Here is a 23,586-nt window from a genome sequence, read left to right as displayed (position 1 = left end):
GCCGTCGTCCTGGCGATCAATAACCGGCCCCGCAAGATCCACGACTGGCGAACCCCCGCCGAGGTCTTCGCCGACCAGCTACGCTCACTGCAACAGCCAGGTGTTGCGACGACCGATTGAATCCGCCGTGTATCGGTTGGTCACAATTGTGGGTTGACCTGCGCGCTTTCACATGGGTCGTTCGGCGGATGTGGGTACCTGTCTTTCGCGTTGCTTCCAGGTGTGGCCGTGTTCAGGTTCAGGTGGACAATGGGGAGATGCACCCGCACGGGACGCTGCCCGGTTCGGAAACAGGTCTGAGCAGAGCCGAACTGCTGGCCGCGGTATCGCTGGCGATCGACCTCGGTCTGGGTCAACCGATGGAACACATGCTTCGGTCGTCGTTGATCGCGACACGGATCGCGGAGCGGATGGGACTCGGCCCGCAACAGCGAGCTACCGTGTACTACGCCAATCTGGTCGGGTGGATCGGTTGTCACGCCGACTCCCACGAACTCTCGGCGCTCTTCGGCGACGACATTGCCTTCCGGGCCGACACTTACGCGGTCGACATGACCGGCCTGCCGTTTCTGCGCCTGATGATGAGTCACATGGGACGCGGATTGCCGGGCTGGGAACGCGGCATCCGTGCCGCCGGCCTTCTGGTCGCGGCTCGCAGCCAGGTTGCCACACTGATCCATTCGCATTGCAGTTCCGCCGGGGTCCTTTCGGATCGGATGGGCTTGGACGGGCAGGTCGGAAAGGCGCTGGCCTACGTCTTCGAGCGCTGGGACGGCCGGGGGTTGCCCAACGGTTGTCGCGGAGAGGGTATCCCGGTCGAGATCCACATCGCTCACGTTGCAGATGTCGTCGAGGTGCATCTGCGGACGGGTGGGCTCGAGCACGCGAAGGGCGTTCTCCGTTCCCGGCGCGGCAGTCAGTTCAGCCCGGCCGTGGCGGACGTATTCGAACGTGACGCGGCGGCGATCGTGGACGGATTGCTCGAAATAGACGTCTGGGTTGCGGCGTTGGCTCGAGCACCCGATCGTGATCGAACCCTGAAGGCCGACGAGAGCGACGAGTTGCTCAGGGCCATGGCCGATTTCGTCGATCTCAAATCTCCGTTCACTCTGGGGCATTCGCGTGGTGTCGCGAACCTGGTGGCCGGGGCGGCCCGCCACCTGGGCATGTCGCCGTCGGACATCACGCATCTCTACCGTGCCGGCCTCGTGCACAGCCTCGGCAAAATGGGAGTGTCCAACCAGATCTGGGAGAAGAAGGGGCCGCTCACCACGGCTGAATGGGAACGGGTGCGGATGTATCCGGATCTGACCGGCCGGATACTGAGCCGAGTCAACGGCTTGGAGTCGGTGGTGTCCGTCGCGATGAAGCACCGGGAACGGATCGACGGGTCCGGCTTTCCCCGGGGGATCGCCGGCGCGGAGCTGACCGCGCAGGACCGGCTGCTTGCCGCGGCGGAGGCTTATCAGGGACTGCTCGAGCCACGTCCACACCGGCCGGCGCTCGATCCTCGCGGCGCTGCCGATCGGTTGAGAGAGGAGGCGCGCGCCGGACGCCTCGACGCCGCGTCGGTGGCAGCCGTGCTGTCGGCGGCCGGGCAGCGGCTGTCGCGGCGGACGCCCTGGCCTGCCGGGCTGACCGACCGCGAGGTCGAGATCCTGCGACTGGTCGCGCAGGGCCGGTCGAACCGAGAGATCGCCGCCGAACTGTTCATCGCCGAGAAAACGGCACGCAACCACGTCGAACGTGTCTACACCAAGCTCGGGGTGAACAACCGCACGCAGGCCAGTCTCGCCGCGATCGATCGGGGTCTGGTGGGCTTCCCGGTCAATGCGGCCGTGGGGAAGTGACGCATCCGCCATCTGGTGGGACCGGCCGTGCGGGGTCGTCATCGCCGGGATGCGCCGGGCCGGGACCGCCGGTCCAGGACCCACACCGTGGCGAGCGTGAGGGCGACGGCAAACGAGGCGAGCGCGATGAGGCTGGCGCCGGTGCCTCCGTGGAAGGTGTCGCCGTATGCGGACATCGCCGGAAGCGTGGCGCTGTACCGGTCGAGATCCAGGTCGCGACCCAATGCTTCGAATGCGTGGCGGTTGGATAGGCCGAGGCTCATCAGGCGGCCCGGGATGGCCATCTCGTCGACGGGAACGATGGCGCCCCCGAACAGAACCTGAGGGAAGCAGAGCATCGGCAGGGCGAGGGCGGCCTGCGCGGCGTTGGACACCGCGGCCGAGGCGAGCAAGCCGAGGGCAAGCGCCGAGGTCGCCTCGATCACAATCGTCACGAACAGGAAGGCGGACACGTCCCATCCGACGGCGGGGAGCCGACCGAGCGCCCGCAGAACACCGAGCAGCAGCGCGCTCACTCCAGCCAGCACCGGAAGCAGCGCTGTCACCTTGGATGCCACGTAGGCGCCCACGCTGAGCCCGGCCAGTCGTTCCTGCCGGAAGACGGCCATCTCCCCGACGATCTGGAGCAGGCCGTACGTGAGGCCGAAGAAGAAGCCTGCGAATGCTATCCAGAACACGATCTGGGCCGGGCCGAGGTCGGCTGCGCTACGCGGGTCGAACGCGCCGCGCTGGAACAGCGTCGCCATCATCGCCGTGACCAGCACCGGAGAGCCGAGCAGGACGGTCAGGGTCAACCGGTTGCGAAGGAGGACATCAACATTGCGTCGTGTGAGTAGCCACCATTGCCGCACCATGCCTGTGCGGTTGAGGTCTGATCGGGTGGCCGCGATGGGCGGGACAGACGGTAGCGCCGATCCGGGCGGGGCTTTCGACGTTCCAGCACTGTCCGCGAATCGCTCGGCCCAGATCTGAGGGGTGTGCTCACGAGCCAGCCGGTCGTACACCTCGGCGAGATCCTCCACACCGAAGTAGCGCCGAGCCTCGGTCGGGCTGCCGGTGAAGGCCAGGTGGCCGTCGCGAGCCAGGAACACCACCCGGTCGCACCGGTCGATGCCGGCCGGTTCATGCGTCGTGAGGACGACCGTGACCCCGCGTCGGCTGAGTCGGCGCAGCAGGCGCATCACGTCGGCTGCGGTGGACGGGTCGAGCCCGGAGGTGGGTTCGTCGAGGAAGAAGAGGTGTGGCCGGGTCAGTAGCTCCACGGCGATACTGGCCCGCTTGCGCTGGCCGCCGGACAGCGCACGGACCGGCACCTCGGCCCGATCGACCAGGTCGAGGTCCTGCATGGTCTCCTCGACTATCCGGTCCGCTTCGGCCGCCGATGTGCCCGCGGGCAGCCGGAGCCGCGCCGCATACCGCAGCGTGCGGCGCAGGGGCATTTCGAGGTGGATGATGTCGTCCTGGGGCACGTAGCCGATACGGGAATCGGCGCTGACTCGGGCACCGCGAACGACGCCGTCGTGTCGAACCTGCCCGGCGGACGGTGGTTGCAGTCCCGCGAGGATTTCCAGCAACGTGCTCTTTCCTGCTCCACTTCCGCCGGCAATGGCGACCAACTCGCCGGGTTCGACCGACAGCGACAGCTCCTGGAGGATCCGCCGCGCCCCGGCCTGCCGGCTCACGTCGACTGCATCGACCCGCCCCACGGTCGGTGGTTCCAATGTCGATGCGGTCGTGTCGGGTGATCTCAGTGATTCCTGAACTCGCTTTGTCATGCCCTGATCATCGGCCCGCCGGTTCCGTGGCCGCATGGGGCGTTTGCCTCAAATCGGACTCCCGAAACCGATCCAAGGCGGAGCCGATGAGGCAAGCTTCAAGAGATCGATACCGAACGCACGGATTGGGGAGAGGGGTGGCACGAACATTCTCGGGGCGGCAGATCGTCGCCGTCTTGGCGCTCTCGATGACAGGACTGGCGGGATGCGGTGAGTCGGCAGTTCAACCAGCCGGGCCCGGTGCACAGCTCACCGAGACGATTCCGGGGGCGATGGAGCACGCCTCGATTCCCGGGGCCATCGTCGGTGTCTGGCAGGACGGCGCCGAGCCCTGCGTCCAGGCGTTCGGGGTGCGCGAAACGGCCACCGGCGACCCCATGGCGCCCGACCTGTTCATGCGCATCGGCAGCGTGACCAAGACCTTCACCACCACCGCCGTGCTGCAGCTAGTCGATCAGGGAAAGGTCGGCCTCGACGATCCGATCGACAGATATGTGCCCGACGTCCCCAACGGGGACACGATCACCATCCGCCAGTTGGCGGCCATGCGCAGTGGGCTTCCCGACTACTCGGACGTGGTGATCCCGGCGCTCCCGAGTCAGCCGCAGCGCCAATGGACGCCTCAGGAACTGCTCGAAATCAGTTTCAGCCGTCCACCGCTGTTCGCACCGGGCACCGAGTTCGACTACTCCAACACCAATACCGCGCTCCTGGGTCTCGTGGTCGAGGAGGTCTCCGGCCACCCGCTGAACGCGTATATCGACGAGTACATCGCGCGACCCGAGAATCTCGGCCACACATCGGTCCCGACCGATGCGGCCTTTCCGTCACCGCACGCTCACGGATACACGAAAACACCTGACGGCGAAACGGTGGACGCGACCGACTGGAACCCGTCCTGGGGATTCGGTGCGGGAAACATGATTTCCACCCTCGACGACCTGCGTGTGTGGGTGCGCGACTTGGCCACCGGAACGTTGCTCTCGCCGGCAACTCAGCGCGAGCGGGAGCAGTTTCAGCCGGCACCGTCGGAAGGTACGGGTTCGATGTACGGACTGGGGGTCGAGTACCAGAACGGCTGGATCGGCCACAACGGAAATATCGCGGGCTACCAGACCTACGCCTATTACCTTCCGCCCGAGGGCAAGACGGTGGTAATGCTGGTCAATACGAACGTCGACCCGCTGGGCGTGTGGAACTTCTTCGCTGAGATCGTGAAGATCATCAGCCCCGACCATCCCTGGCCGGCGCCTCCGTCGTAGAGGTCGGATGAAAAGGATTGCGGCCGCGCAGATCAGATACGCCTTCGCATTCGAAGTCGGGCTCTCCGACAGGTGGCAGGCAGTGGTGGCGCGGACGGCGGACCTGCCTTCAACCAGCTGACATCAGCAATCCGACGAGTGCAATCGCAATCGCCGAGGCGGCACCACAGATTGTCCAGGCCCGCACAGCGGTCCGGCGCCAGCGGGGATGGCGGAGCTGGGTGGTCGGACCGGGGGCAGAGCCTCGTCCACCGACACTCGACGGTTCGGGTTCATATCCGTGACGGTGCGACATCGCATCCGCGGCGAGCGCTGCGCTGAGAGAGGCGACCACCACGATCAACGTCACGGCGATGACCACAACAGTCCAAGGCATATTTGTACCGGGCCTTTACGATTCCTGGGATGTCGGCGGGATGCGGTCGACGTCGGCCTGTTTCCGGTCGCCGTCATCCGTCGACGTGGAATGGGACGCCGCGCGGGCGGCGTCTTCGGGGCGTGGGTCATGGAGAAGGTCGGAGCATCACAGCTGCCGCAATGAGGCTGGCGAATGTCGCGGCGACGATCGCCGCGGTGGCCCACAGTGAGTTGGTGACCATCCACGCGGGCATGGCTACGGATAATGAGGCACCGGCACCGATGACTGGCTGTGTGAGGCGTTCTGTACCGCCGGGTATCCACTGCTTCGTGGGTAGCGAGGGATGCATTCCATGCTCCTTTCGCAAGGGGTAGGTGCAGGCGATGTCGGGTCGGATCGGCGGGGCCGCCTGCGAGGTTTGTCTGTCTCCTCCGGTAACGATTATGAGTGATTTGGGTCACAATTGAGTTGCAGGGCTCGTTTGTACCGCATTCCTGTCGGGAGCGCCACTAGGCAACCGTCCATGTTCGGGAAAGTCCCGAAACCGTCCGGTGTGACTCGCGGTCACTGACATCGACCGCGAGCGGGAGTTTCTCCGCGTTGACGGGGTGCTGTGACCTGGATCGGAGGGTCGGGCGATGAAGAGAGCTGCTGTCATCCCTGGTCGAGGTAGGGACTCCGCGCGTGGGGAGGAGCTGGGGCCCAATCCGATTGGCTCCGGTGCCTGCCTGGAGAGGTCGCCGGTGGGCTTCGGGGCCGATGGCTCATACATGGCGATCCAGACGGTAACCCACACGGCATGAGCGCTCCGCGGAAGGCGCGGATATCAACAACGGGACTAAAGACCCTATCCGCAAGTGCTTTCGCCGAGCTTACGATTCCGCGTGTGACACTCGGCTCCCTGTCCTTGGCCCTTCTACGCGTGAACTACCGCCTTGCGCGGCTTCCGCTGCAACTGATCGAAGACGTGGCGGTGTCTCGGCTCGACGAACGGGAGCCGGTCCGGCTCGCGTACGAGCAGATCCTGATCGACTGCGACCGTGCCGCGGCGTACCTGCTCGACGATGAGAACGCGGCCAGGCGCGCGGCCGAGCTGGAACGGCGGACCACGTCGGTACGACTGCTGATTGCCCGTGAACATCACCGCGTCCAGTGTCGTGGTGTGATCTTGCTCGATGAGCAGCGCGAGCGGTTTCATCAACGCCGTCAGCAGGACGCGGGTCCGCCGACATGACGTGCATGACGTCCGTCGATCACTGGCCATCGGTCCACATCTCGGTGGTGCGAGAAAAGTGGCGTTGATGGTGGTTTTGGGCAGGGTGGAGCGTACGGCGGGTCGCCGGAGCGGAACGCGGTACGGGAGTGGAAGGCGGATGAAGTGCGATCAACCAAAGTTACTGGAATATAACAACTGTCACAGTCGCACCCGAATCGGTGGTGGTCGGCGATCTACGACGTCCTCTCGACCGTTGGGCTCACAGAGCAGAGAAGTTCCCAAGGGTGGCCGATCACGCGGACGGGTCGCGGGGGTGGTCAGGTCGGCTGCGGTGTCGATCGTTCTCGATGTCTCACTCGGTGTCGAGTGATGCGTGACCCCATCTGCGGTGGACATACTCGCGAAAGTAATCGACGTGGGGGGCGTCGACGATCCCGGGCAGGACGAATGTCCACAGTTGCTCGGTACGGATCGGGAGATCTCGAGTTGTGTTCCCGTGGGTGGACCACATTCGGACGCCGTCGAACGCGGCGACGAGGAAGTTGGCGAAATCTTCGGAATCTGTGTCCGGGAGGAGGTCTCCGGCATCGATCGCTCGATCGGCGATCGTCGCCACCAGCTCCACCCACTCCCGATGGGGATCGGTTACCGTCCCGCGCGCATCGCCTATCTCGCCGGTGAGCCTCACTCCGGCCCGTGTGAGGGGGCTCGTCAGTAGTTGGTCGACCATCAGGAGTGACATGCTGATCAGCGATTCGAGCGGCGGAAGAGCTGTGTCCAACAGGTTCCGGCACGCCGCCATCGACGTCGCGTGCTGTTCGTCGATCGTCGCCCGCGCGAGAGTCTCCTTGGAGGTGAAGTGGAAGTAGACTGCGCCTTTGGAGATTCCCGGGTGGCTGATGATGTCGGCGAGGTTGGTGTTCGCGTATCCGTTCGCCGCGAACACCTCCGCGGCCGCCTCGATGGTCGCGCGGCGTGTCGCCTCGGCGCGGGACTGTTGTGTCATTCTCTCAGACTCCATCGGCCCGCCCCTCGATGCGACCTGCGTCCCCTTGCATCATGAGCAATACCGGCACGAGGGCATCGCGGCCCGGGCCGCGGAGGTGCTGATTCCGGCGGAACGCGCGGCGGTCCTGTTCTGATGGTGGTGTCATCCTGGGATTCATCCGATACCTCTCGATCCCGGATCTGCCTGTAGCCCAATGGCAGATCTTTGGCCCAGCTGCACTCTGCCTGATCGCTGACATCTGATGACTCCACGGTCCTGTGTGGCTTCACGATTGCTTTACAAACAATCTTACGGTATGTAACATCGCGAAGATACAGACAAGCAGTTTGTTTCAGTGTCAGGTCCACGGGATCGAGGCATTGCATCCCCGACGCACAGTGGTCGCGACGGGCCTGGCACCAGGTCGGCGCGTCACGGCACGGATTTCCTGATGCCCGGGGGAGCGTTGCGGCTTGCACGCGCCTGACACAGTAGACGGTGGGCCCGCCGATGTATGGTGATGCGTTGTTTCATTCCGTCCTAGCGCATTTCGTGCAGGAGTGCGGGGACGAGGTCCCGGTGACGTTCGACGCAGTAGTCGAAGGCGTGGCGGCCCGGACTCCCGCGCCCTCGGGCTCGAAGCCCGACTTCTTCCCCGGGGCCAGCCTCCGCTCACAGGTTTTGGCGCACGCACTGCGGATGACGGTCAAACCGCTGCTCGCGGTGTGGGCCCAGTGGCCGAGTCCCCTGTGGCCGGCCGGACTGATAGACCCCGCCGCCCGAATCGTCCCGCCCCTCCGTGGGGTCGGCCGCCAATCAGTGCGCCTCGAGAACTGCGACGCCGAATTGATCGACGCCGGCAACACGGGAACAGCGACAGTGGTGTTGTACCTGCATGGTGGCGGCTTCCTGACCTGCGGGTTGAATACCCACCGCCGGCTGGTTTCACGGATCTCCGCGTCCGCCGGGGCCGCGGTGCTCAGTGTCGGCTACCGGATGATGCCCAGACATCCGATCCGTGATGCCATTGCCGACGGGGTCGACGGTTACCGCTGGCTGCTCGGGCAGGGGTTCGACGCGGAGAAGATCGTGATCGCCGGTGATTCCGCCGGCGGCTACCTGACCTTCATGACGGCGTTGACGCTTGCCGACCTGCACCTGCCGTGTCCGGCGGGCCTGGTCGCGCTGTCACCGCTGACGGACATGGATCCCACGGGGAAGCTTGCCCACCCGGGCGCCGACCGGTGTCCGGTCTTTCCGCGTTCGGTCCTCACCACCTTCGCCGGCTTGCCCGATCAGGGCGCTCGCCGCCGCACTACCGGGAAACCGCGCATCTCGCCGGTTGACTGCATCCTGGCCGGCCTGCCGCCGGTGTTGATCCAGGTCGGGTCCACCGAGATGCTCTACCCGGATGCGGAGCTGATGGCCGAGCGCCTCGCGGCCGCCGGGGTGCCGGTCACCCTCGAGGTGTGGGACCGCCAGGTCCATGTATTCCAGGCGGCCGCCGACCTCATTCCCGAGGCGGACCATGCGATCCGGCAGATCGGCAACTTCATCCGCACGGCAACCACCGCACGTACCCTTCACCGCGATCGCGACGACGAAATGGTGGCATTGCGAAATATCCGCGCCCGCCACGTCATGCGCACCACGCCCGTACGAATGCCGGTGAGACATCTCCGGTAAAGACTTCGAGGGCCGGCCGACAGCGTGGCGCTGGCACATCACTCGAAGTGCGGGACGCTGCCGCCGCCCCACAGTTGTTCGGTCACATCCTGGAAGCAGACGAGCATGACCGGGTCGTCGTGTCGCTCGAGCGTTGACCGACTGAGTGCGGCTCGCACGGTGGAACCGTCCCGATGCGTGAGCGCGACGATCTTGCCGGCCGACTCGTGCAGTTCCGTCACGGCCGATCGAGGCGGAGACACCGTGTGGACCAGGTCTCCGATCACACACTCGCGGAGCGCGCCCTGCGGATACCCCAGCATGTGTTCGAAAGCCCGATTCATGTAGATGACGAGACCGTCCTGAGCCACAGCCAGGACCGGCACCGGCAGCCTGTCCAGAAGCACGAGGACGGGGAGCTGCTCGAGGTAACCCAGTGTGGTGTCGGGATTCGGGCGTCGTCTGTCCATACTCGATCTATCGAGCGCAGAACCTCCCTGTTACGCCGACCCTCCGCAGGCACGCGATGAGGGCGGTGGACGGGAGACTTGGCGGAGGCGTTCGCGGATCCGGCGTGTGCGGGGGCAGTCCGATGTTTCGGGACGGATGGCGACGGGCACGCCGGGAGTATGACGACCGAACACGGAACTACGCATGTCTCCGCATCCGGGTCGGCGGGGGATTGTCCGCTTCCGCCGCTGAGGTCCGGTGGCCGGTTGCACATCGTCGAAGGTCGGCCCTGGCGTCGGGCGCTCGACTGTGTTGCAGTCGGCGGTACGGAGGGGAAAAGGCCATGGCACGGGGTGACGCAACCTCACGATATGGATTTGCTGCTTGTCGTGCTCTCGACAGATCCCCGCATGGTGTTGTGTCTGGAGGTTGTGGACGGAGGTGCGGCCGACCGCGGCGGGAACATCGTGGTGCGCCCTTCCTCGACGGTTCTGTTCCGTCACGGCATTTTGTTCGATGCAGTGAAAAAGCGTTCAGGACTTCATGTTCGAATGTACGAGAGCTACCGCGGGGCGGACGCGCATGCGATCTTGGACGCCCTCGACAAGGAGTACCACCTCGATACACCGTGGTTCACCCCCGCGCGGTGGCTCGAGGGCCACGGGGTCGACTTCTAGCTGTGTGCCCAGTCGGGGACCGGCGGCGGTACGAGCCGTCGCCGATCCGCTGGACCGACCGGGCAGTAAGGGCGCGCGTGCCCCGTCCTGTGCCCTGAAGCTTCTCGTCGTCGGTGTCCGTCTCGAATGACGGCCACCGGTGCGGCAGCCGCAAGAACAGGATGGGGTTGTCCTTCTCGACAGTTCGGCAGTTCGACAGTTTCACGCCATCTCGGGGACGTGCAGATGCGCGATGGCCAGCTCGAACTCGCAAGTATCGAGCACCTCGGAGTTCGCCTCGCGAACTCCTTCGTCCCGGATGCGGTCGATGCGGTCCCTATTGCGTTCCATCGCCTCGGCGCTGTCGAATGTCAGCGACGACACCCCGCGACCCGCGGCGTGGTCGAGCATCAGGCTGGCGCTGCAGAAGCCGTCGAGTTCTTCCATCTTGGGTAGTGCGGCCATCTTCCACACGTCGACGGCGCGGTCCATGTGGGCCGGCTCGGTCTTGATCCACGTGACCCGGCAACAGGCTCCGCGATCCGAATGGTGGTCGCGATGCATGACAGCGATGTCCCACCGCGACACTTCCGTGGTGCCGTGGAAGACCTTGGCTGCGTCGTCACGCAGCTTCAGCACCGGTCCCTCGCTGGCGCGTAGCGATTCCTCGTCCCGCCACGAACTGGTCGCGATGCACCGGCCCGAGTCGCGATCGACCAGCAGGGACATTCCGAGGCAGCCCTCGGTGTCCGCCAGCGCCGGCATCACGGTGTCACGTACGTGCTTGATCCCGGCGTCGATGTACGACGGATGCGCTTGAATTGTGGTTGAGCGTGCGAACACGATCGGCACCCTTCTCCTCTGGGCGGCGCCGACGCGGCGTCGCCGGTCATTTCCCCGTGTTTCACACTGCTCCCCCTGTCCGTCGGAGGCAATGGGGGTGGCCGATGTCGGCGGCGAGGATCCGCCGCAGCTGCGCGGTTCCGACCCCTGACATGAGGTCGCGATTGAGCTTGAAACGAATTCGTGCCCCCGCGAACGATCCGGGTGTCAGGGGGAGGCGGTGCGGGCCGCGGTGTCGAGGTCGGTCAGGGCGGTGTCGAGGTGACCGATGATCCGATGCAGGTGAGGGACCGCGGTGCGGTCGCCGACGACCGTGACGTGCAGCTGCCCGGACCGGCTGGTGAGGGTGATGCTCAACGCCTGGCCGCGCGCGAGGGTCGGGATCGGGTAGACGGCGTCGAGATGGGCGCCGTTCCAGTACCGCGGGCGGGTCGGTCCCGGGGTGTAGGAGATCATCACGTTGAACGGCGGCGGGATGTCGTCGAGGACCCGGCGGACCGGGTCGAGCATGATCGGACTCAACATCAGGGCACTGACCAGTTGGAATTGGGTTCGGCTCAGGGCGGCGACAATGCCACTGGTATGGGCCACGGAGTCGGCGATCCGCGCCAGGCGGGTGAGTGGGTCGTCTTCATCGGTGGCCAGGGACACCACCATTGCGCCGATCCCTCGGTTGCCGCCAGGCCCGATGCTGGGCGACTCACCGAGGTCGAGCGGGACGGGGAGCATCGCGGTCAACGGCGCCTCGGGGAGGGCGTACTGCTCGAGCAGATATGCGCGGAGGGCTCCCGCGCACATCGTCAACACGACCACATCCAATGGGGCGCCGGTGCAGGCGGCGAGGCGGCGCAGTTGGTTCAGGGGCCAGGATCGGGCGGCGACCTTGCGGGCGCGGCCGGTCGGGGCGTTGAAGATCGTCGGCGGGGACTGCAGTGGCAACGTCAGGTGTTCTTCGGTCAGGCCGTGGTAGCCGGCGCGGATCAGAGTGGGGACGGTTGCCGTCAGCTCCCGCGTGGTGACCAGGCCGGACCGCAGCACCCCGCGGGGGTTGCGGGAGGGATGGCGAGTGGGGGCCGCGACCGACGGGCTCCACGGCGCCGGGCAGTCATGGAGGTCCGGTTCGACTGTGAGTGCGCGGTGCAGCAGCCGCATCCCGGAGGCTCCGTCGGTCAGCGACAGGTGAAACTTCGTGTACACCGCGGTGCGCCCGTCTGTCAGGCCCTCGATGACGTGCATCTCCCACATCGGGTGCTGGGGATCGAGCGGCATCGAATGCATCTGCGAGACGAGCGACAGCAGCTCGGCCATCGTGCCCTCACCGGGAACGGCAGTGTGCCGCACGTGATATCCGAGATCGATGTGCTTGTCGAGCCGCCACCACGGATACCCGTGCAGCGGACGGGAGGGACGTTTGCGGAACAATTCCGCCACCTCGGCGTGGGCGCGCAAGCGCTCGACCATCTCGGCGGCGTGGGCACCGGGTGCGGTGCCGCGTGGGGGATCGAACAGGGTCAGGGTAGCCACGTGCATCGGGTGCGATGGGGATTCGAAGAGCACGAACATCGCCTCGGTCGGGCTCATCGGCACCAGTCCACCGACCCCAGCTCGCACACCGCACCTCCCCGCTTCTGTGTGGTCTCAGCAGAGCACACCGCACCCGCGATGACCGTGCTTTCCGCAGAGACGACGACACTTGGCGGCCGGGATTCCACACCTTCGAGTAGGTCCGCGGGCTCTCAGGTGGTCGAGGGCCGGCCGAGTACCTGGTCCCACCAGTCGGCGAGCGGGCTGGGGTCGGGCCAGATGATCGGATCGTCGGGTATCGACGAGGATGTGCTCGGGTCCGTGTCCACTGGTTGTCGATCCGGATCGGCGTCGGCCAGGGGTCGCCGCACGGCCCCGCACTGGCCAGTGGCAACGGTCGGTGACCGGTCCGGGCGAGTCGCTTGTCGGATCGGCGGCGGATCGGCGGGCGGGGACGGGATGCGGACCACGGGGTGGATTTCGTTCTCGAGCACGAACGTTTGCTCCTTCGCTGAACGCATCGGCCACCGGACATGTGGTGTCTGCCGGTCCCATCGCGAGGGTGATCTGCCCGCGTCACTGTCGATGCCCTCTCAGTTGTATCCGACCCGGCTCGCCCTGTCAGCCAAACCGCAGACACCGCCGAGGGCAGGGCATTCCCACTTCGGGCGAGCCGTGGATTCAGTGCGAGCGTTTGTCATGCTGTCAGCGGGGTGATGTCGGCGATGGCGAGTCCGTAGTGGTTCTGGAGATTGCCACTCGGCGTCACACAGAGCCGCCTCGCCACACGCATCGGCGTTCCACCGCGACAGACCAACGGGATCGACCACGGGAAACGGTCGATCACGGTTCTACCTACCGGTCTTTTCCCGGTGGCTGCATCCAGGCCAGCAGCACGGGCGCCGCTTGCCTTCAGCCAGTTCGGTGTGCGTCCTTCTGATGCGACGCGCTCTGGTTTCATCGAGCTTGGCATCCTCGACCCAGCAGATCCACTCATTGCGTGCCAGTGGTGTGATGTCATTCCACGCGGCCAGCGCCGGGCCGTCGTCGGCCAACGCCTTTCGTAGATCCGCCGGCACTCTGTGCACCGTGCCGCTCGGGACCGTGGGCTTGCCCATGTTTCGAGAATACCGACGCTCGTCCAGGTCTGGCGCCCGTAGCCAACCGCGGTTCGGTGTCGATCCACAAGCAGCCCTCCTGCATCCGGCGGCGCGGTCGCCGCATGCGAGATCGGCTGACCGTGCGCCACCTGCGATGGAGGACGGCCGGAGTGAGTCCGAAGTCTGGTTTAGGTTGATGCGATGAAGGTGCTCACGAGCGTATCGGTCGTCTCAGTGCTGTGCGGTGTGTCGGTGTGGCTGTTCGTCGTGCCGCAACTGGTAGGAACGGGAATGGTGGAGCCTGGACCACTTCTCGGCCCGATGGTTCTGCTCCCGACGCCGGTCGGGCTGATCGCCGCGCTGGTAGGGACGGTCGCGGGCACGATCGGGCTCGTCCGACGCACCGATCTGAGGTGGGCCGGCGCGTTGATGACGCTGGGACAGGTTCTGACGTGGATTCTGGCCATCGCGATCGTGGTGTGGTCGCAGGCCTATGGTTCGACGGGGTGGGAGTTGTTGATACTGCCGGCGTCGTTGATGTTGGGGCAGGTTGTGGTCGCATCCGGCCTGATCTCGGCCATGGTGACCCGCCGCAGAGGCATCGACGCCGAGTCGGGCAAGGATGTCAGGTCGTGTGACACGCTGTCCCGACGTTCCTCTGGAAGCGGTTGTGCGTGACGATTCGGTTGACGATGGTGTGGAGGCCTACCGATGGGCGGTGGGCTGGAACAGTTCGATCAGATTGCCGGCGGGGTCGGCGAGCAGGATCTGGCGACCACCCGGCCCGCTGACCACATCACTACGGAAGGCGACACCGGCAGCGCGCAGTCGGGTGATCTCGGCGTCGAGGTCGCTGACGACGAGGTGGATACGGTTGCCGCCCGGCCCGGTCACGTCGGTGGGGGTGGCGCGCGCACCCGAACTGGCTGGGCCGGACAGCAGTAGTCGCAAGGGGCCGCGGATCACGTCGGCGAAGGCGGGGGCGGGGTTGGTGTGCAGGGTGAAGCCGAGGTGGCTGGTGTAGAAGTCGATGGCTGCGGGCACGTCGTCGACGAGGTAGCGGACGCTGGCGTATTCGTCGGGTGGGGTCATCGAGCACTCCTTTTCACGGTTCGGTGGTGAGGGTCGGAAGCAGGTACCGGATGCGGGTGTCGATCTCGGCTGCGGTGGCCTGGAAGGTCGGGTAGGTGTCCTCGCCGGTGCCGCATTGGGTCGGGTCGGGGATGCTCCAGTGGATCCAGTGCGTGTCGTCGCCGAACTCCGGGCAGACTTCGCGGGCCTTGTCGCACAGGGTGACTACCGCTTGGAACCGGCGGTCGGCGAGTGTGTCGAGATGGCGGGGATGCTGGTCGGAGATGTCGATCCCGAACTCTTCTCGCAGCACCCGAACCGTATTGGGATGCATGCCCGGTTTGGGGCAGGTGCCGGCGCTGATTGCGTCGACTCGGCCGCTGGTGTGCTGGCGCATCAGAGCTTCCGCGATCGCGGAGCGGGCACTGTTGCCGCTGCACACGAACAGCACGGCGAGGGGTGTCTTCGGGTCGAACGGCGGGGGTGTGGAGGTCCGGCCGAGTGTCGGGTGTAGTGCGGTGCCGGTACCGGCCAGCATCTCGGTGCAGCGATCCAGATCCAGGTGGTAATAGCTGTCGCGGCCGTCAAAGGTGCTGCGTGTGGCCGTCACCAGCCCACCGTCGCGCAGCAGGCGCAGGTGGTAGGAGATCAGGTTCTGCGACTCACCCACCAGCGTGACCATCTCGCGGACCCGGTAGTCGCTGCCGGACAGCACCGCCAACAACTGCCACCGCAGCGGATGAGCGGCCAGCTGCACGAATGACGGGACGGGTTGACGCAACAGCACCACCTCACGAGGGTAACACCAGATGCATCAAATCAGTTTGATTCAATTTGCCGACCGGGCTGGATCGGGAGCCTGTCCGACCAGTTCTCCAGGTTCTTCGCTCCGCACATGACGACGGGCAACGGTCTGCTCGGAAATACTGGGGGAGTGCGGCATTGGGGCCGAACGTCATCTGAACTCGTGCGCCTGAGATGCTTTGCTGAAACTCGGATTGTCCCACAGTTGCTACGCAGCACCGGAGGGTGCACACGAATCCCCACACCGGGAGGGAGCGCGGCCTAGGGTCGAAGGTAACCGGTCTTCCTCGGCGCCGTGGAAGGAGGCGACAATGGTACCTGCGACACTGGTGTGCCTGCCGTACGCGGGCGCGGGCGCCTCCTTCTTCCGCGATTGGCAGGGTTATGCGCCGCGGGGGCTGGACATCCTCCCGGTGCAGCTCCCCGGCCGTGAGGAACGCTTCGGTGAGGACCTGCTCACGACGGTCGATGCCGCCGTCGACGACATCGCGCCGCGCGTGCTGCCGGTCGTCCGGGAGTCTGCCGGGGTGGCTGTGTTCGGGCACAGCTTGGGTGCGGTCCTGGCCTACGAGCTGGCGCACCGCCTGACCGCCGACGGGGGCGTCGCGTTGACCCGCCTGTTCGTGAGTGGATCGCCCGGACCGGCGACCGTGCGGGAAATCCGGGCGTCGTCGTTGGCGGATGCGGAGTTCCTCGCCCAGGTTGGTGATCTGGCCGGGTACTCCCATCCCGCGCTGGCGAACCCGGAACTGCGGGAGCTGCTGTTGCCCGTCGTCCGCGCCGACGTCGAGATGCACGAAAACTATCGGCCGCCACCGCATCCGCCGCTGGACGTCCCGATCACGGCTCTGCGCGGGCGTAGCGATCACCTCGTCGGCGTCGCTCAGGTGGCGGAGTGGGCGACGGCGACGACCGCCGGGACTTCGGTGCTCGAGGTGGACGGCGGGCACATGTATCTTGCCGAGCACCCGCACGCGCTGGTACGACTGCTTGCCGCGCAACTCGGCGAGGGCGCTCGGTGAGCGCCGACCTCGCCGGGAAGACGGCCTTCGTGACCGGCGCGGCGCGGGGGATCGGCCGTGCGTGCGCCGTCGAGTTCGCAGCGGCCGGGGCTGATCTCATGCTCGTCGACATCACCCGGAACTTGCCCGGGGTGCCGTACCCACTCGGTTCGCAGAGTCAGCTCGACTACACCGCCGAGTTGTGCCGCGAGCACGGTGCGACGGTGGTGACCCAGGCGGTGGATGTCCGTGAGCTCACGGAGATCAGAGCCGCGGTGCAGGTGGCCCACGAACGATTCGGTCGTCTCGACGTGCTGCTCAACAATGCGGGCATCGCCGCACCGTCCGGGAAGGTGGCGCACGACATCGCCGAATCGGAGTGGCGTCTGATGCTCGACGTCGACCTCTCCGGGGCGTGGCGGACGATCGCGACGGTCGGCCGGATCATGGTGACCCAGCGAAGCGGAAGCATCGTCAATGTCGCCTCGACGGCCGGACTCGTCGGGTATCGCCACTTCGCCGGGTACGTCGCGGCCAAACACGGCCTCGTCGGCCTCACCAAGGCCGTCGCCCTCGACTACGCGCCGAACGGGGTCCGGGTGAATGCACTGTGCCCGGGATCGGTGCGGGACAGCAGTGAGTACGAAGGGCGGATGCTCGCGGAGATCGCGCGCTCCCTGGGAGTCGGCGTCGACGAGCACGAGTCGGTCTTCGTGCAGGCCCAGCCGACCAACAAGCTCGTCGAACCGGGGGAGGTCGCGGCAGCGGCGCGGTGGCTCGCGTCCGACGACGCGCGTGGAGTCACGGGTGCCGTGGTGACGGTGGACGGCGGTTTCACAGCACGCTGAGGGCGACTCGCGCGCGTTCGCGGTGGAGGCACAAGCTCAGGTCGCCGCGCGTTTCTCGACTAGGATTGCTCTATGCACCAATCCCGTTGGGGGAGGTCCGAGCCGGTGCGCACGTCGTTCGGCCATGCGATGACGGTGCGCCTGCCCAGCGGGGTGCGGTCGGAGACGCTTGCGGCGCGGTGGGACACGGCGTCCCGTCGCTGGTGGGAGCCCGCGACCCGGCCGACTCGTTTGTGGGTGGAGGACGTGCCCGCCGTCTCGGCTTCGGAGGAGGCACGGCGCCGGCTCGTCGCCGAGTGCCGGCGGCCCGTCGCGGTCGACGGTCCGGTGGTGCGTGCAGTCCTGGTGCGGTACACCGACCAGGTAGCCGATCTGGTCGTGGTCGCCGACCGGCGTGCTCTCGACACGGCCTCGCTCACGCTCCTGTGCGACGTGCTCGTTGGTGCGATCGGCGCCGACACGGTGATCGCGAATCCCGTTCGCCGTCATCGGCACGGTCGGACACTGCGTGGATGGAGCGCGGCAGTATTGCATTCCACTCACCCGCTGAGCCGGGCCCGCGAGGACGTGACAGCGACGGTGGCCGCTGCCGCCGCGGTCGTCACCGGCAGATGCCACGGCCTCCGCTCGGTGACGATCCCGATGTGGCGGGGCGACCGGACGCGCCCACCCCGAGTGCTCGGCGGATTCGAGAACCGGGTCGACCTGACGTTCGACACCTCCGGGAACCGTTCACCCGCCGAGCTGATCGACGAGGTGGAAAGCGCACGGCGACAAGAAGTGCCCCGGTTTGCCGCGGAGATCGACGAGATGAGCAATGCGACCACCGGTGTGCTGGAGACGGTTCTGCGTGACCCCGGACATACGTACCTCCCCTGCCAGTCGGCGCCGTTCCCGCTGACACTCGTGCCGATAGTCGAGACCGGCGGGCACACCACCCTGGAGGTCTACGCCGACCCCGCATCTGTGGACGCCGATACCGCCAGGCGGTTCGGGCAGTGGGTCGCCCGTGTGGTGAACGGACTTCGCGACCCGTCCCCCCGACGACGTGGTGTGTTCGGCGAGGCGGTGGCGCCGCTGGGTGCCGGTGTGCGAGCGCCTGTCTCCGGTGGGCGGATCGAGCACCTCGTCGCCCGGCACGCGCACGAGCGTCCCGATGCGGTCGCAGTGACCCACGGCCGGCGCACGCTGACCTACGGTGCACTCGACGAACAGTCGATCTGGGCGGCACGGGGTCTTCACGATCGCGGAGTCGGGCCGGGAGACCGGGTCGGAATCTGCCTGGATCGGTCGGTCGATCTCGTCGTGATGATGCTTGCGGTGTTGCGCAGCGGTGCGGCGTTCGTTCCGATGGATGTGCGGCATCCTCCGGATCGTCTCGTGTACACGGCGCGTGACGCCGATGTCCGATTGGTCGTCACCGAACTCGAGATTGGAGGCGGGTGGGACGGCGTACCGGTGGTGACGCCGGCGGAGCTGTCGGTGTCGGCATCGGTGCCGGGTGACGTGGATTGGGCCGTAGGCGGCGACGGCGCCCCCGCCTACGTGGTCTACACGTCCGGGTCGACCGGCCGGCCGAAAGGCGTGGTGATTCCGCATCGCGCCGTTCCGGCGCTGATGGCGTCCACCGCAACCGAATTCGCGCCGACACCCGGCGACACCTGGTCGATGTTCCATTCGCCCGCCTTCGACTTCTCGGTGTGGGAGATCTGGGGCGCGTTGTCGTCCGGTGGCCGCCTCGTGATCGTGCCGTACTGGATCTCGCGGTCCCCGGTGGAGTTCCACACGGTGCTCGCCGACGAACACGTCACGGTCCTCAGTCAGACGCCGTCGGCGTTCGTGCACCTGGCCGCGGCCGACCGGGATCTCGAGCCGCTGTCCGCGCTCCGCCTGGTCGTCTTCGGCGGCGAGACCCTCGATCCTCGTGTGGTACTGCCGTGGCTCGATCGGTATCCGGAATCGCGATGCCGGCTGGTGAACATGTTCGGGACGACGGAAACCACCGTGCACGTCACCGCGCACACCGTGACACGGCGCGACGGCCTGACCGGAACACCAACGGTGGGGGATCCACTACCCGGCTGGGAGGTGGTGGTCGCGGACGAGAACGGTCATCCGCTGCCGCCCGGAGTGGCCGGCGAGATCTACGTCGGCGGAGCCGGTGTCGCGCTGGGGTACCTCCACCGTCCCGGATTGACGGCCGGCCGCTTCGTCGCGGCACCCGGCGGGGCCCGGTGGTATCGCACGGGCGATCGCGGAAGGATCCGTGACGACGGCCGTCTCGAGCATCTCGGTCGACTGGACTCCCAGGTCCAGATTCGCGGGTTCCGTGTAGAACTCGGCGAGGTGCGGTCCGTGCTCCTCGACGACCCCGTCGTCGCGGCAGCGGCCGTGGTGCCGTCGGGGAGGCCGGAGGACCCGGCCGGAATCGCGATCGACGCCTACGTCGTTGCGGCCGGGTCGGCGACGGAGACCGAGACGGAGACGGTCGCGGCGATACGGGAACGCGTCGCCCGATTCCTACCCGAGCATATGGTGCCCCGCACGATCACGGTGGTCGACGCGTTGCCGCTCACCCTCAACGGAAAACTCGACGTGACAAGGCTTCCCGCGCCGGTCCCGCGGTCCGTGTCGCACACTGCCGTCGAACCGCAGGACGGCCCGCTCGCCGAGGTGGGAACGGCGCAGACGCTCACCGACATCTGGGAGTCGGTGCTGGGGGTCCCGGTGTCGCTGGACGACAACCTCTTCGAGCTCGGAGGTAACTCGCTGTGCGCGATCAAGGCCGACGGCATGATGCGGCGGCTCGGCCTTCCGGCTCTCCCGATGCGGGAGCTGTACCGGCATCCGAGCATTCGCGGAATCTGCGGCACTCTCGCGCGGCTCTATCCGCCCCGACCGGATACGTAGGTTTCGACGAGTACGCCGATCGCCCGTGCCGGACCCGGTTGCATCATGTCGTTGTGTGCGCAATCGACGCGTTCGTCCTGCACGGTGCCGGTGATCGAGTGGCCCAATCCGGCGTTGACGGACGGCGCACCGCCGGCGCGGGAACTGTCCGCTGCGGTGAGCAGGAGCGCGTCACCGCGGAAGACTCTCGGGGCGAATCTCGTCGACAGCCGGGTCGACCGGGCATATCCCTCGGCGATTCGCCGCAGCTGGTCTGCCGTCAGAGCCGCGGCGGGACCGTAGGACTCGCCGAGACGGCGGCCGACGTCCGCGTACGTGAGAGACCGGGCGTCCTCGCCGGGGCTGCCGTCGACTCCCAGACCACGCAGAAGGTCGCCGGCATCCAAGGCTTCGGGATCGGCCGTCGCGCCGCCAGGGTAACTGTCCAGGAGCACAAGGGACCCGACCTCCTCACCCCGGTCCTGCAGCTCGGTGGCCATGGCATGCGCGATCAGCCCGCCGAGCGACCAGCCGAGCAGATGATACGGTCCCGCCGGCTGGACGGTACGGACCTCGTCGAGGTATCGGTGTGCCAGTTTCTCGATGGAGTCGTACTCGGGACCGCCGCCGAGGGAGGGCAATTGCAGTCCCCACACGGGCCGGTCCGGTGAGAGATGGCGGACCATGCCGGTGTACGCCCAGGCCAGGCCCATTCCGGCATGGACACAGAACAGTGGTGCGAGCCGACCACCACGGCGCAGCGGCACGACAACCCGGAGCGCGTCCTCGACCGACGCGGGCAGCGCTTCGGTCGTGAGGCGGGCCGCCAGACCTGCGGGGGTGGGGTCGAGGAAGAGGGCGGGAAGCGGAACTGGCTGGCCCAGTCGCCGCTGCAGGTCCGCGGCGACGCGGACCGCGGACAGTGACGTGCCGCCGAGCGCGAAGAAGTCGTCGTCCACTCCGATCGCGCGGTCCTCGCCGGTGTCGACGACTTTCGCGAAAGCCTCGACGACGGCTCGCTCCACTGCCGTGGACGGGGCACGGAATCGTTCGGGCCGGGGGCCGAACTCGGGTTCGGGGAGGGCCGAGCGGTCGAGCTTGCCGGCCGGGGTGAGCGGCACCTCGTCGAGTACGACGACCGCGGCGGGAACCAGGTACGGCGGAAGCTGCGCGGACAACGCCGTGCGCACCGCACTCGCGTCGACGTCCGCGCCGGTCGCACCGCGGACGTAGGTGACGAGTATCGGTTCCCCGTCTGGTCCGGTTCGCCCGACGGTGGCCGCGAAACCGATGTCCGCGCGCGCCGCGAGGATCGAATCGACCTCGCCCGGCTCGACCCGGAATCCGCGCACCTTGATCTGGAAGTCGGTACGCCCGAGGTGTTCGAGCGTGAGGTCGGGCCGGGTGCGTACCAGGTCACCTGTGCGGTACATCCGCGACCCGGGGGCGGCGAACGGGCAGGCGACGAAATGGGTCGCCGTCGTGGCCGGGCGGGCGTGGTAGCCGCGGGCCAGGCCGGGCCCTGCCAGGTACAGCTCACCCGGGGTGCCCGGGGGAACGGGATGCAGCCGGGCGTCGAGGACGGCGGCGGTGAACCCGCGGACGGGGCGCCCGATGGTGACAGGTTCCGCCGGTGCCAGCGGTTCACTGACATGCGACCAGATCGTCGTCTCGGTGGGACCGTACGCATCGAGCATGCGCCGGGCGGACGCCCATCGCCGGACCAGGTCCGCCGGGCACGGTTCACCGGCGACGGTGAGGACCTGCAGCGAGTCGAGCCCCGTCGGATCGAGCGATGCCAGCGCGGTCGGGGTGATGAACGCGTGGGTGATCCGCTCGCCGGCCAGGATATCCGCCAGCGCCGCACCGCCATACGTCAGCGGGGGGACGAGCACGACCCGCGCCCCCGCGCAGAACGCCATCGTCAACTCGAACAGCGCCGCGTCGAAACTGGGGGACGCGAGATGCGAGACCCTCGCATCGGGGGTGACCTGCAGGTGGTGACGTTCCTGCTCGAACAGGTTCGAAAGACCCCGATGCGACACCACAACCCCCTTCGGAGTGCCGGTCGATCCGGACGTGTAGATCAGATAGGCGGGGTTGTCCGGGTGCAGCGGACCCGCGCGGTCGACGTCGGTCACCGGGGTGGCAGGAAGGTGCCGCATCTGCGTCTCGAGGTCGGGATCGTCGAGCACCAGCCACTCGACCGTGTCCGGCAACTGTGTGCGGTACCGGGCGACGGTGACGCCGAGTACCGCTCCGCAGTCGTCGAGCATGTGGGTGATCCGGGTGGGCGGATACGTCGGGTCGACGGGTACCGACGCCGAACCCGAGCGGGCGACCGCCCACACGGCGCGGACCCACGCGAGGGATCGCGGCAATGCGAGGGCGACGAACCTTTCCGGTGCGGCACCCCGAGCGATGAGCAGCCGGGCGAACTGCGCGGAGTCGGCGTCGAGTTGGCGATAGGTGAGCGTGCGACCGGCGTCGCACACGGCCACCCGGTCGGAGTGCCGCTCCGCCGCCCCGGCCAGCAGGTCGGGCCACACCCGCGCCGGGAGGCCGGGCGGTCCGGAGACCGATGCGTCCTCGTCCTCGTCGCCGAGCGTCAGATCCCCGACCGGGTCGTCGGGGTCGGAGACGACCGCCGCGACGAGACGGGTCAGACGATCGGCGAAGCCCTGCACGGTCGCGGCGTCGAAGATGTCGGTGGCGTAGGTAAATCCGGCGGCGATCCCGTCCGGGGCACCGGACTCGTCGAACGTCTCGGCGACCACCAGTTCGAGATCGACCTTGACGACGGGCGGCGTGTACTCCGCGACCGTGACGGTCAGGTCCGGCAGTGTGATCTCGGGTCGTAGGACGCTCTCGAATTCGAGGGACACCTGGAACAGCGGTGAGCGGGAGGTCGACCGCGGCGGGTCCACGGCCTCGACGACGCGCTCGAAAGGCAGGTCGGCGTGGAGGAATGCACCGAGGTCGACGTCCCTGGTGCGGTCGAGTACCTCGGTGAACGACCGGGAGCCGTCGACCGGGGTCCGGAGGACGAGTGTGTTGACGAACATGCCGACGAGTTGGTCCAGCCGGGGATCGGGGCGGCCGGCGACGGGGGTGCCGATCACGATGTCGGAACTGCCGCTGAGGCGGGCGAGGAGGACAGCGAATAGCGCGTGGATCGCCATGAAGAGCGTCGAGTTGTTCTGCCGCGCGAGCGTCGATAGTGACCGGTGCAGGTCCCGTCCGATGCGGAACGCGACCCGGTCCCCGTGGTGGGTGCGGTGGGTGG

At 67.2% G+C, this 23,586-nt stretch carries 19 protein-coding genes; 9 read left to right on the top strand and 10 right to left on the bottom strand.

The genetic code is table 11. The features are described 5' to 3' along the window. The first annotated feature begins 257 nt into the window (after positions 1-257). Positions 258-1,850: an HD domain-containing phosphohydrolase gene (locus tag HGB39_RS36295; RefSeq protein WP_064080882.1), complete on the top strand. Its 1,593-nt coding sequence runs from the start codon at positions 258-260 to the stop codon at positions 1,848-1,850. 38 nt (positions 1,851-1,888) lie between these two features. Here HGB39_RS36295 and HGB39_RS36290 read toward each other — a convergent pair whose 3' ends face one another. Next, positions 1,889-3,625, bottom strand: coding sequence for an ABC transporter ATP-binding protein/permease (locus HGB39_RS36290; protein ID WP_247607598.1), 1,737 nt, complete (start codon positions 3,623-3,625; stop codon positions 1,889-1,891). A gap of 137 nt (positions 3,626-3,762) precedes the next feature. Here HGB39_RS36290 and HGB39_RS36285 point away from each other — a divergent pair, with 137 nt between their 5' ends. Next, complete coding sequence (locus HGB39_RS36285) at positions 3,763-4,887, top strand: serine hydrolase domain-containing protein (protein WP_005572690.1); 1,125 nt, start codon at positions 3,763-3,765, stop codon at positions 4,885-4,887. A 1,244-nt stretch (positions 4,888-6,131) separates the two neighbouring features. After that, positions 6,132-6,479, top strand: a complete 348-nt coding sequence (locus HGB39_RS36280) for a hypothetical protein (protein ID WP_005572687.1) — start codon at positions 6,132-6,134, stop codon at positions 6,477-6,479. A gap of 334 nt (positions 6,480-6,813) precedes the next feature. Here the strand turns inward: HGB39_RS36280 and HGB39_RS36275 are convergent, their stop codons facing one another. Continuing rightward, a complete protein-coding gene (locus HGB39_RS36275; protein WP_043793355.1) occupies positions 6,814-7,467 on the bottom strand; it encodes a ScbR family autoregulator-binding transcription factor in 654 nt (217 codons plus the stop codon). Between the two features lie 861 nt (positions 7,468-8,328). Here HGB39_RS36275 and HGB39_RS36270 point away from each other — a divergent pair. Continuing rightward, positions 8,329-9,135 (top strand): alpha/beta hydrolase, encoded by an 807-nt coding sequence (locus HGB39_RS36270; protein ID WP_248950005.1) that lies wholly within the window; start codon positions 8,329-8,331, stop codon positions 9,133-9,135. Between the two features lie 38 nt (positions 9,136-9,173). Here HGB39_RS36270 and HGB39_RS36265 read toward each other — a convergent pair whose 3' ends face one another. Then, positions 9,174-9,584, bottom strand: a complete 411-nt coding sequence (locus HGB39_RS36265) for a PAS domain-containing protein (protein ID WP_005572681.1) — start codon at positions 9,582-9,584, stop codon at positions 9,174-9,176. A 531-nt stretch (positions 9,585-10,115) separates the two neighbouring features. Here HGB39_RS36265 and HGB39_RS39735 point away from each other — a divergent pair. After that, positions 10,116-10,241: a hypothetical protein gene (locus HGB39_RS39735; protein ID WP_257237409.1), complete on the top strand. Its 126-nt coding sequence runs from the start codon at positions 10,116-10,118 to the stop codon at positions 10,239-10,241. A 201-nt stretch (positions 10,242-10,442) separates the two neighbouring features. On the opposite strand, the gene HGB39_RS36255 is transcribed toward HGB39_RS39735, so the two are convergent. From HGB39_RS36255 to HGB39_RS36235, 4 genes are all read right to left on the bottom strand, one after another. Continuing rightward, positions 10,443-11,072: an antibiotic biosynthesis monooxygenase gene (locus HGB39_RS36255; RefSeq protein ID WP_007298715.1), complete on the bottom strand. Its 630-nt coding sequence runs from the start codon at positions 11,070-11,072 to the stop codon at positions 10,443-10,445. A 198-nt stretch (positions 11,073-11,270) separates the two neighbouring features. Next, positions 11,271-12,644 carry a wax ester/triacylglycerol synthase family O-acyltransferase gene (locus HGB39_RS36250; RefSeq protein ID WP_005562483.1) on the bottom strand — a complete coding sequence of 458 codons (1,374 nt, stop codon included), beginning with the start codon at positions 12,642-12,644 and terminating at the stop codon, positions 11,271-11,273. Between the two features lie 155 nt (positions 12,645-12,799). Continuing rightward, positions 12,800-13,081, bottom strand: coding sequence for a hypothetical protein (locus HGB39_RS36245; RefSeq protein ID WP_007298717.1), 282 nt, complete (start codon positions 13,079-13,081; stop codon positions 12,800-12,802). A gap of 357 nt (positions 13,082-13,438) precedes the next feature. Beyond that, positions 13,439-13,705: a YdeI/OmpD-associated family protein gene (locus HGB39_RS36235; RefSeq protein WP_005562485.1), complete on the bottom strand. Its 267-nt coding sequence runs from the start codon at positions 13,703-13,705 to the stop codon at positions 13,439-13,441. Between the two features lie 183 nt (positions 13,706-13,888). On the opposite strand from HGB39_RS36235, the gene HGB39_RS36230 reads away from it, so the two are divergent. Next, positions 13,889-14,365 carry a hypothetical protein gene (locus tag HGB39_RS36230; protein ID WP_005562487.1) on the top strand — a complete coding sequence of 159 codons (477 nt, stop codon included), beginning with the start codon at positions 13,889-13,891 and terminating at the stop codon, positions 14,363-14,365. A gap of 27 nt (positions 14,366-14,392) precedes the next feature. Here HGB39_RS36230 and HGB39_RS36225 read toward each other — a convergent pair whose 3' ends face one another. Next, positions 14,393-14,779, bottom strand: a complete 387-nt coding sequence (locus HGB39_RS36225; RefSeq protein ID WP_005562489.1) for a VOC family protein — start codon at positions 14,777-14,779, stop codon at positions 14,393-14,395. Between the two features lie 13 nt (positions 14,780-14,792). Continuing rightward, a complete protein-coding gene (locus tag HGB39_RS36220; protein WP_005562491.1) occupies positions 14,793-15,548 on the bottom strand; it encodes an arsenate reductase/protein-tyrosine-phosphatase family protein in 756 nt (251 codons plus the stop codon). 325 nt (positions 15,549-15,873) lie between these two features. Between HGB39_RS36220 and HGB39_RS36215 the strand changes: the two genes are divergently transcribed. From HGB39_RS36215 to HGB39_RS36205, 3 genes are all read left to right on the top strand, one after another. After that, positions 15,874-16,584 (top strand): thioesterase II family protein, encoded by a 711-nt coding sequence (locus HGB39_RS36215; RefSeq protein ID WP_005562494.1) that lies wholly within the window; start codon positions 15,874-15,876, stop codon positions 16,582-16,584. Then, complete coding sequence (locus HGB39_RS36210; protein WP_005260922.1) at positions 16,581-17,411, top strand: SDR family oxidoreductase; 831 nt, start codon at positions 16,581-16,583, stop codon at positions 17,409-17,411. The genes HGB39_RS36215 and HGB39_RS36210 overlap by 4 nt, the downstream gene beginning before the upstream one ends. Before the next feature lie 105 nt (positions 17,412-17,516). Continuing rightward, entirely contained in the window at positions 17,517-20,321 is a 2,805-nt protein-coding gene (locus HGB39_RS36205) for a non-ribosomal peptide synthetase (RefSeq protein WP_005562496.1), read from the top strand. Here the strand turns inward: HGB39_RS36205 and HGB39_RS36200 are convergent. Then, positions 20,297-23,586 (bottom strand): non-ribosomal peptide synthetase (locus HGB39_RS36200; RefSeq protein ID WP_168442996.1); only part of this gene is annotated, 3,290 nt, incomplete at its 5' end. The two genes, HGB39_RS36205 and HGB39_RS36200, sit on opposite strands and share 25 nt — an antisense overlap.

Source organism: Rhodococcus opacus (assembly GCF_012396235.1).
GTDB lineage: Bacteria > Actinomycetota > Actinomycetes > Mycobacteriales > Mycobacteriaceae > Rhodococcus_F > Rhodococcus_F opacus.
The sequence above is the reverse complement of the archived record's forward strand: the minus strand, read 5'-3'. Positions and strand labels throughout refer to the sequence as shown.

Coding starts and splice junctions, on each gene's coding strand:
- HGB39_RS36295 (WP_064080882.1), top strand. CDS start 258: ATGCACCCGCACGGGACGCTGCCCGGTTCGGAAACAGGTCTGAGCAGA.
- HGB39_RS36290 (WP_247607598.1), bottom strand. CDS start 3,625: ATGACAAAGCGAGTTCAGGAATCACTGAGATCACCCGACACGACCGCA.
- HGB39_RS36275 (WP_043793355.1), bottom strand. CDS start 7,467: ATGACACAACAGTCCCGCGCCGAGGCGACACGCCGCGCGACCATCGAG.
- HGB39_RS36265 (WP_005572681.1), bottom strand. CDS start 9,584: ATGGACAGACGACGCCCGAATCCCGACACCACACTGGGTTACCTCGAG.
- HGB39_RS39735 (WP_257237409.1), top strand. CDS start 10,116: ATGTACGAGAGCTACCGCGGGGCGGACGCGCATGCGATCTTGGACGCC.
- HGB39_RS36250 (WP_005562483.1), bottom strand. CDS start 12,644: ATGAGCCCGACCGAGGCGATGTTCGTGCTCTTCGAATCCCCATCGCAC.
- HGB39_RS36235 (WP_005562485.1), bottom strand. CDS start 13,705: ATGGGCAAGCCCACGGTCCCGAGCGGCACGGTGCACAGAGTGCCGGCG.
- HGB39_RS36230 (WP_005562487.1), top strand. CDS start 13,889: ATGAAGGTGCTCACGAGCGTATCGGTCGTCTCAGTGCTGTGCGGTGTG.
- HGB39_RS36225 (WP_005562489.1), bottom strand. CDS start 14,779: ATGACCCCACCCGACGAATACGCCAGCGTCCGCTACCTCGTCGACGAC.
- HGB39_RS36215 (WP_005562494.1), top strand. CDS start 15,874: ATGGTACCTGCGACACTGGTGTGCCTGCCGTACGCGGGCGCGGGCGCC.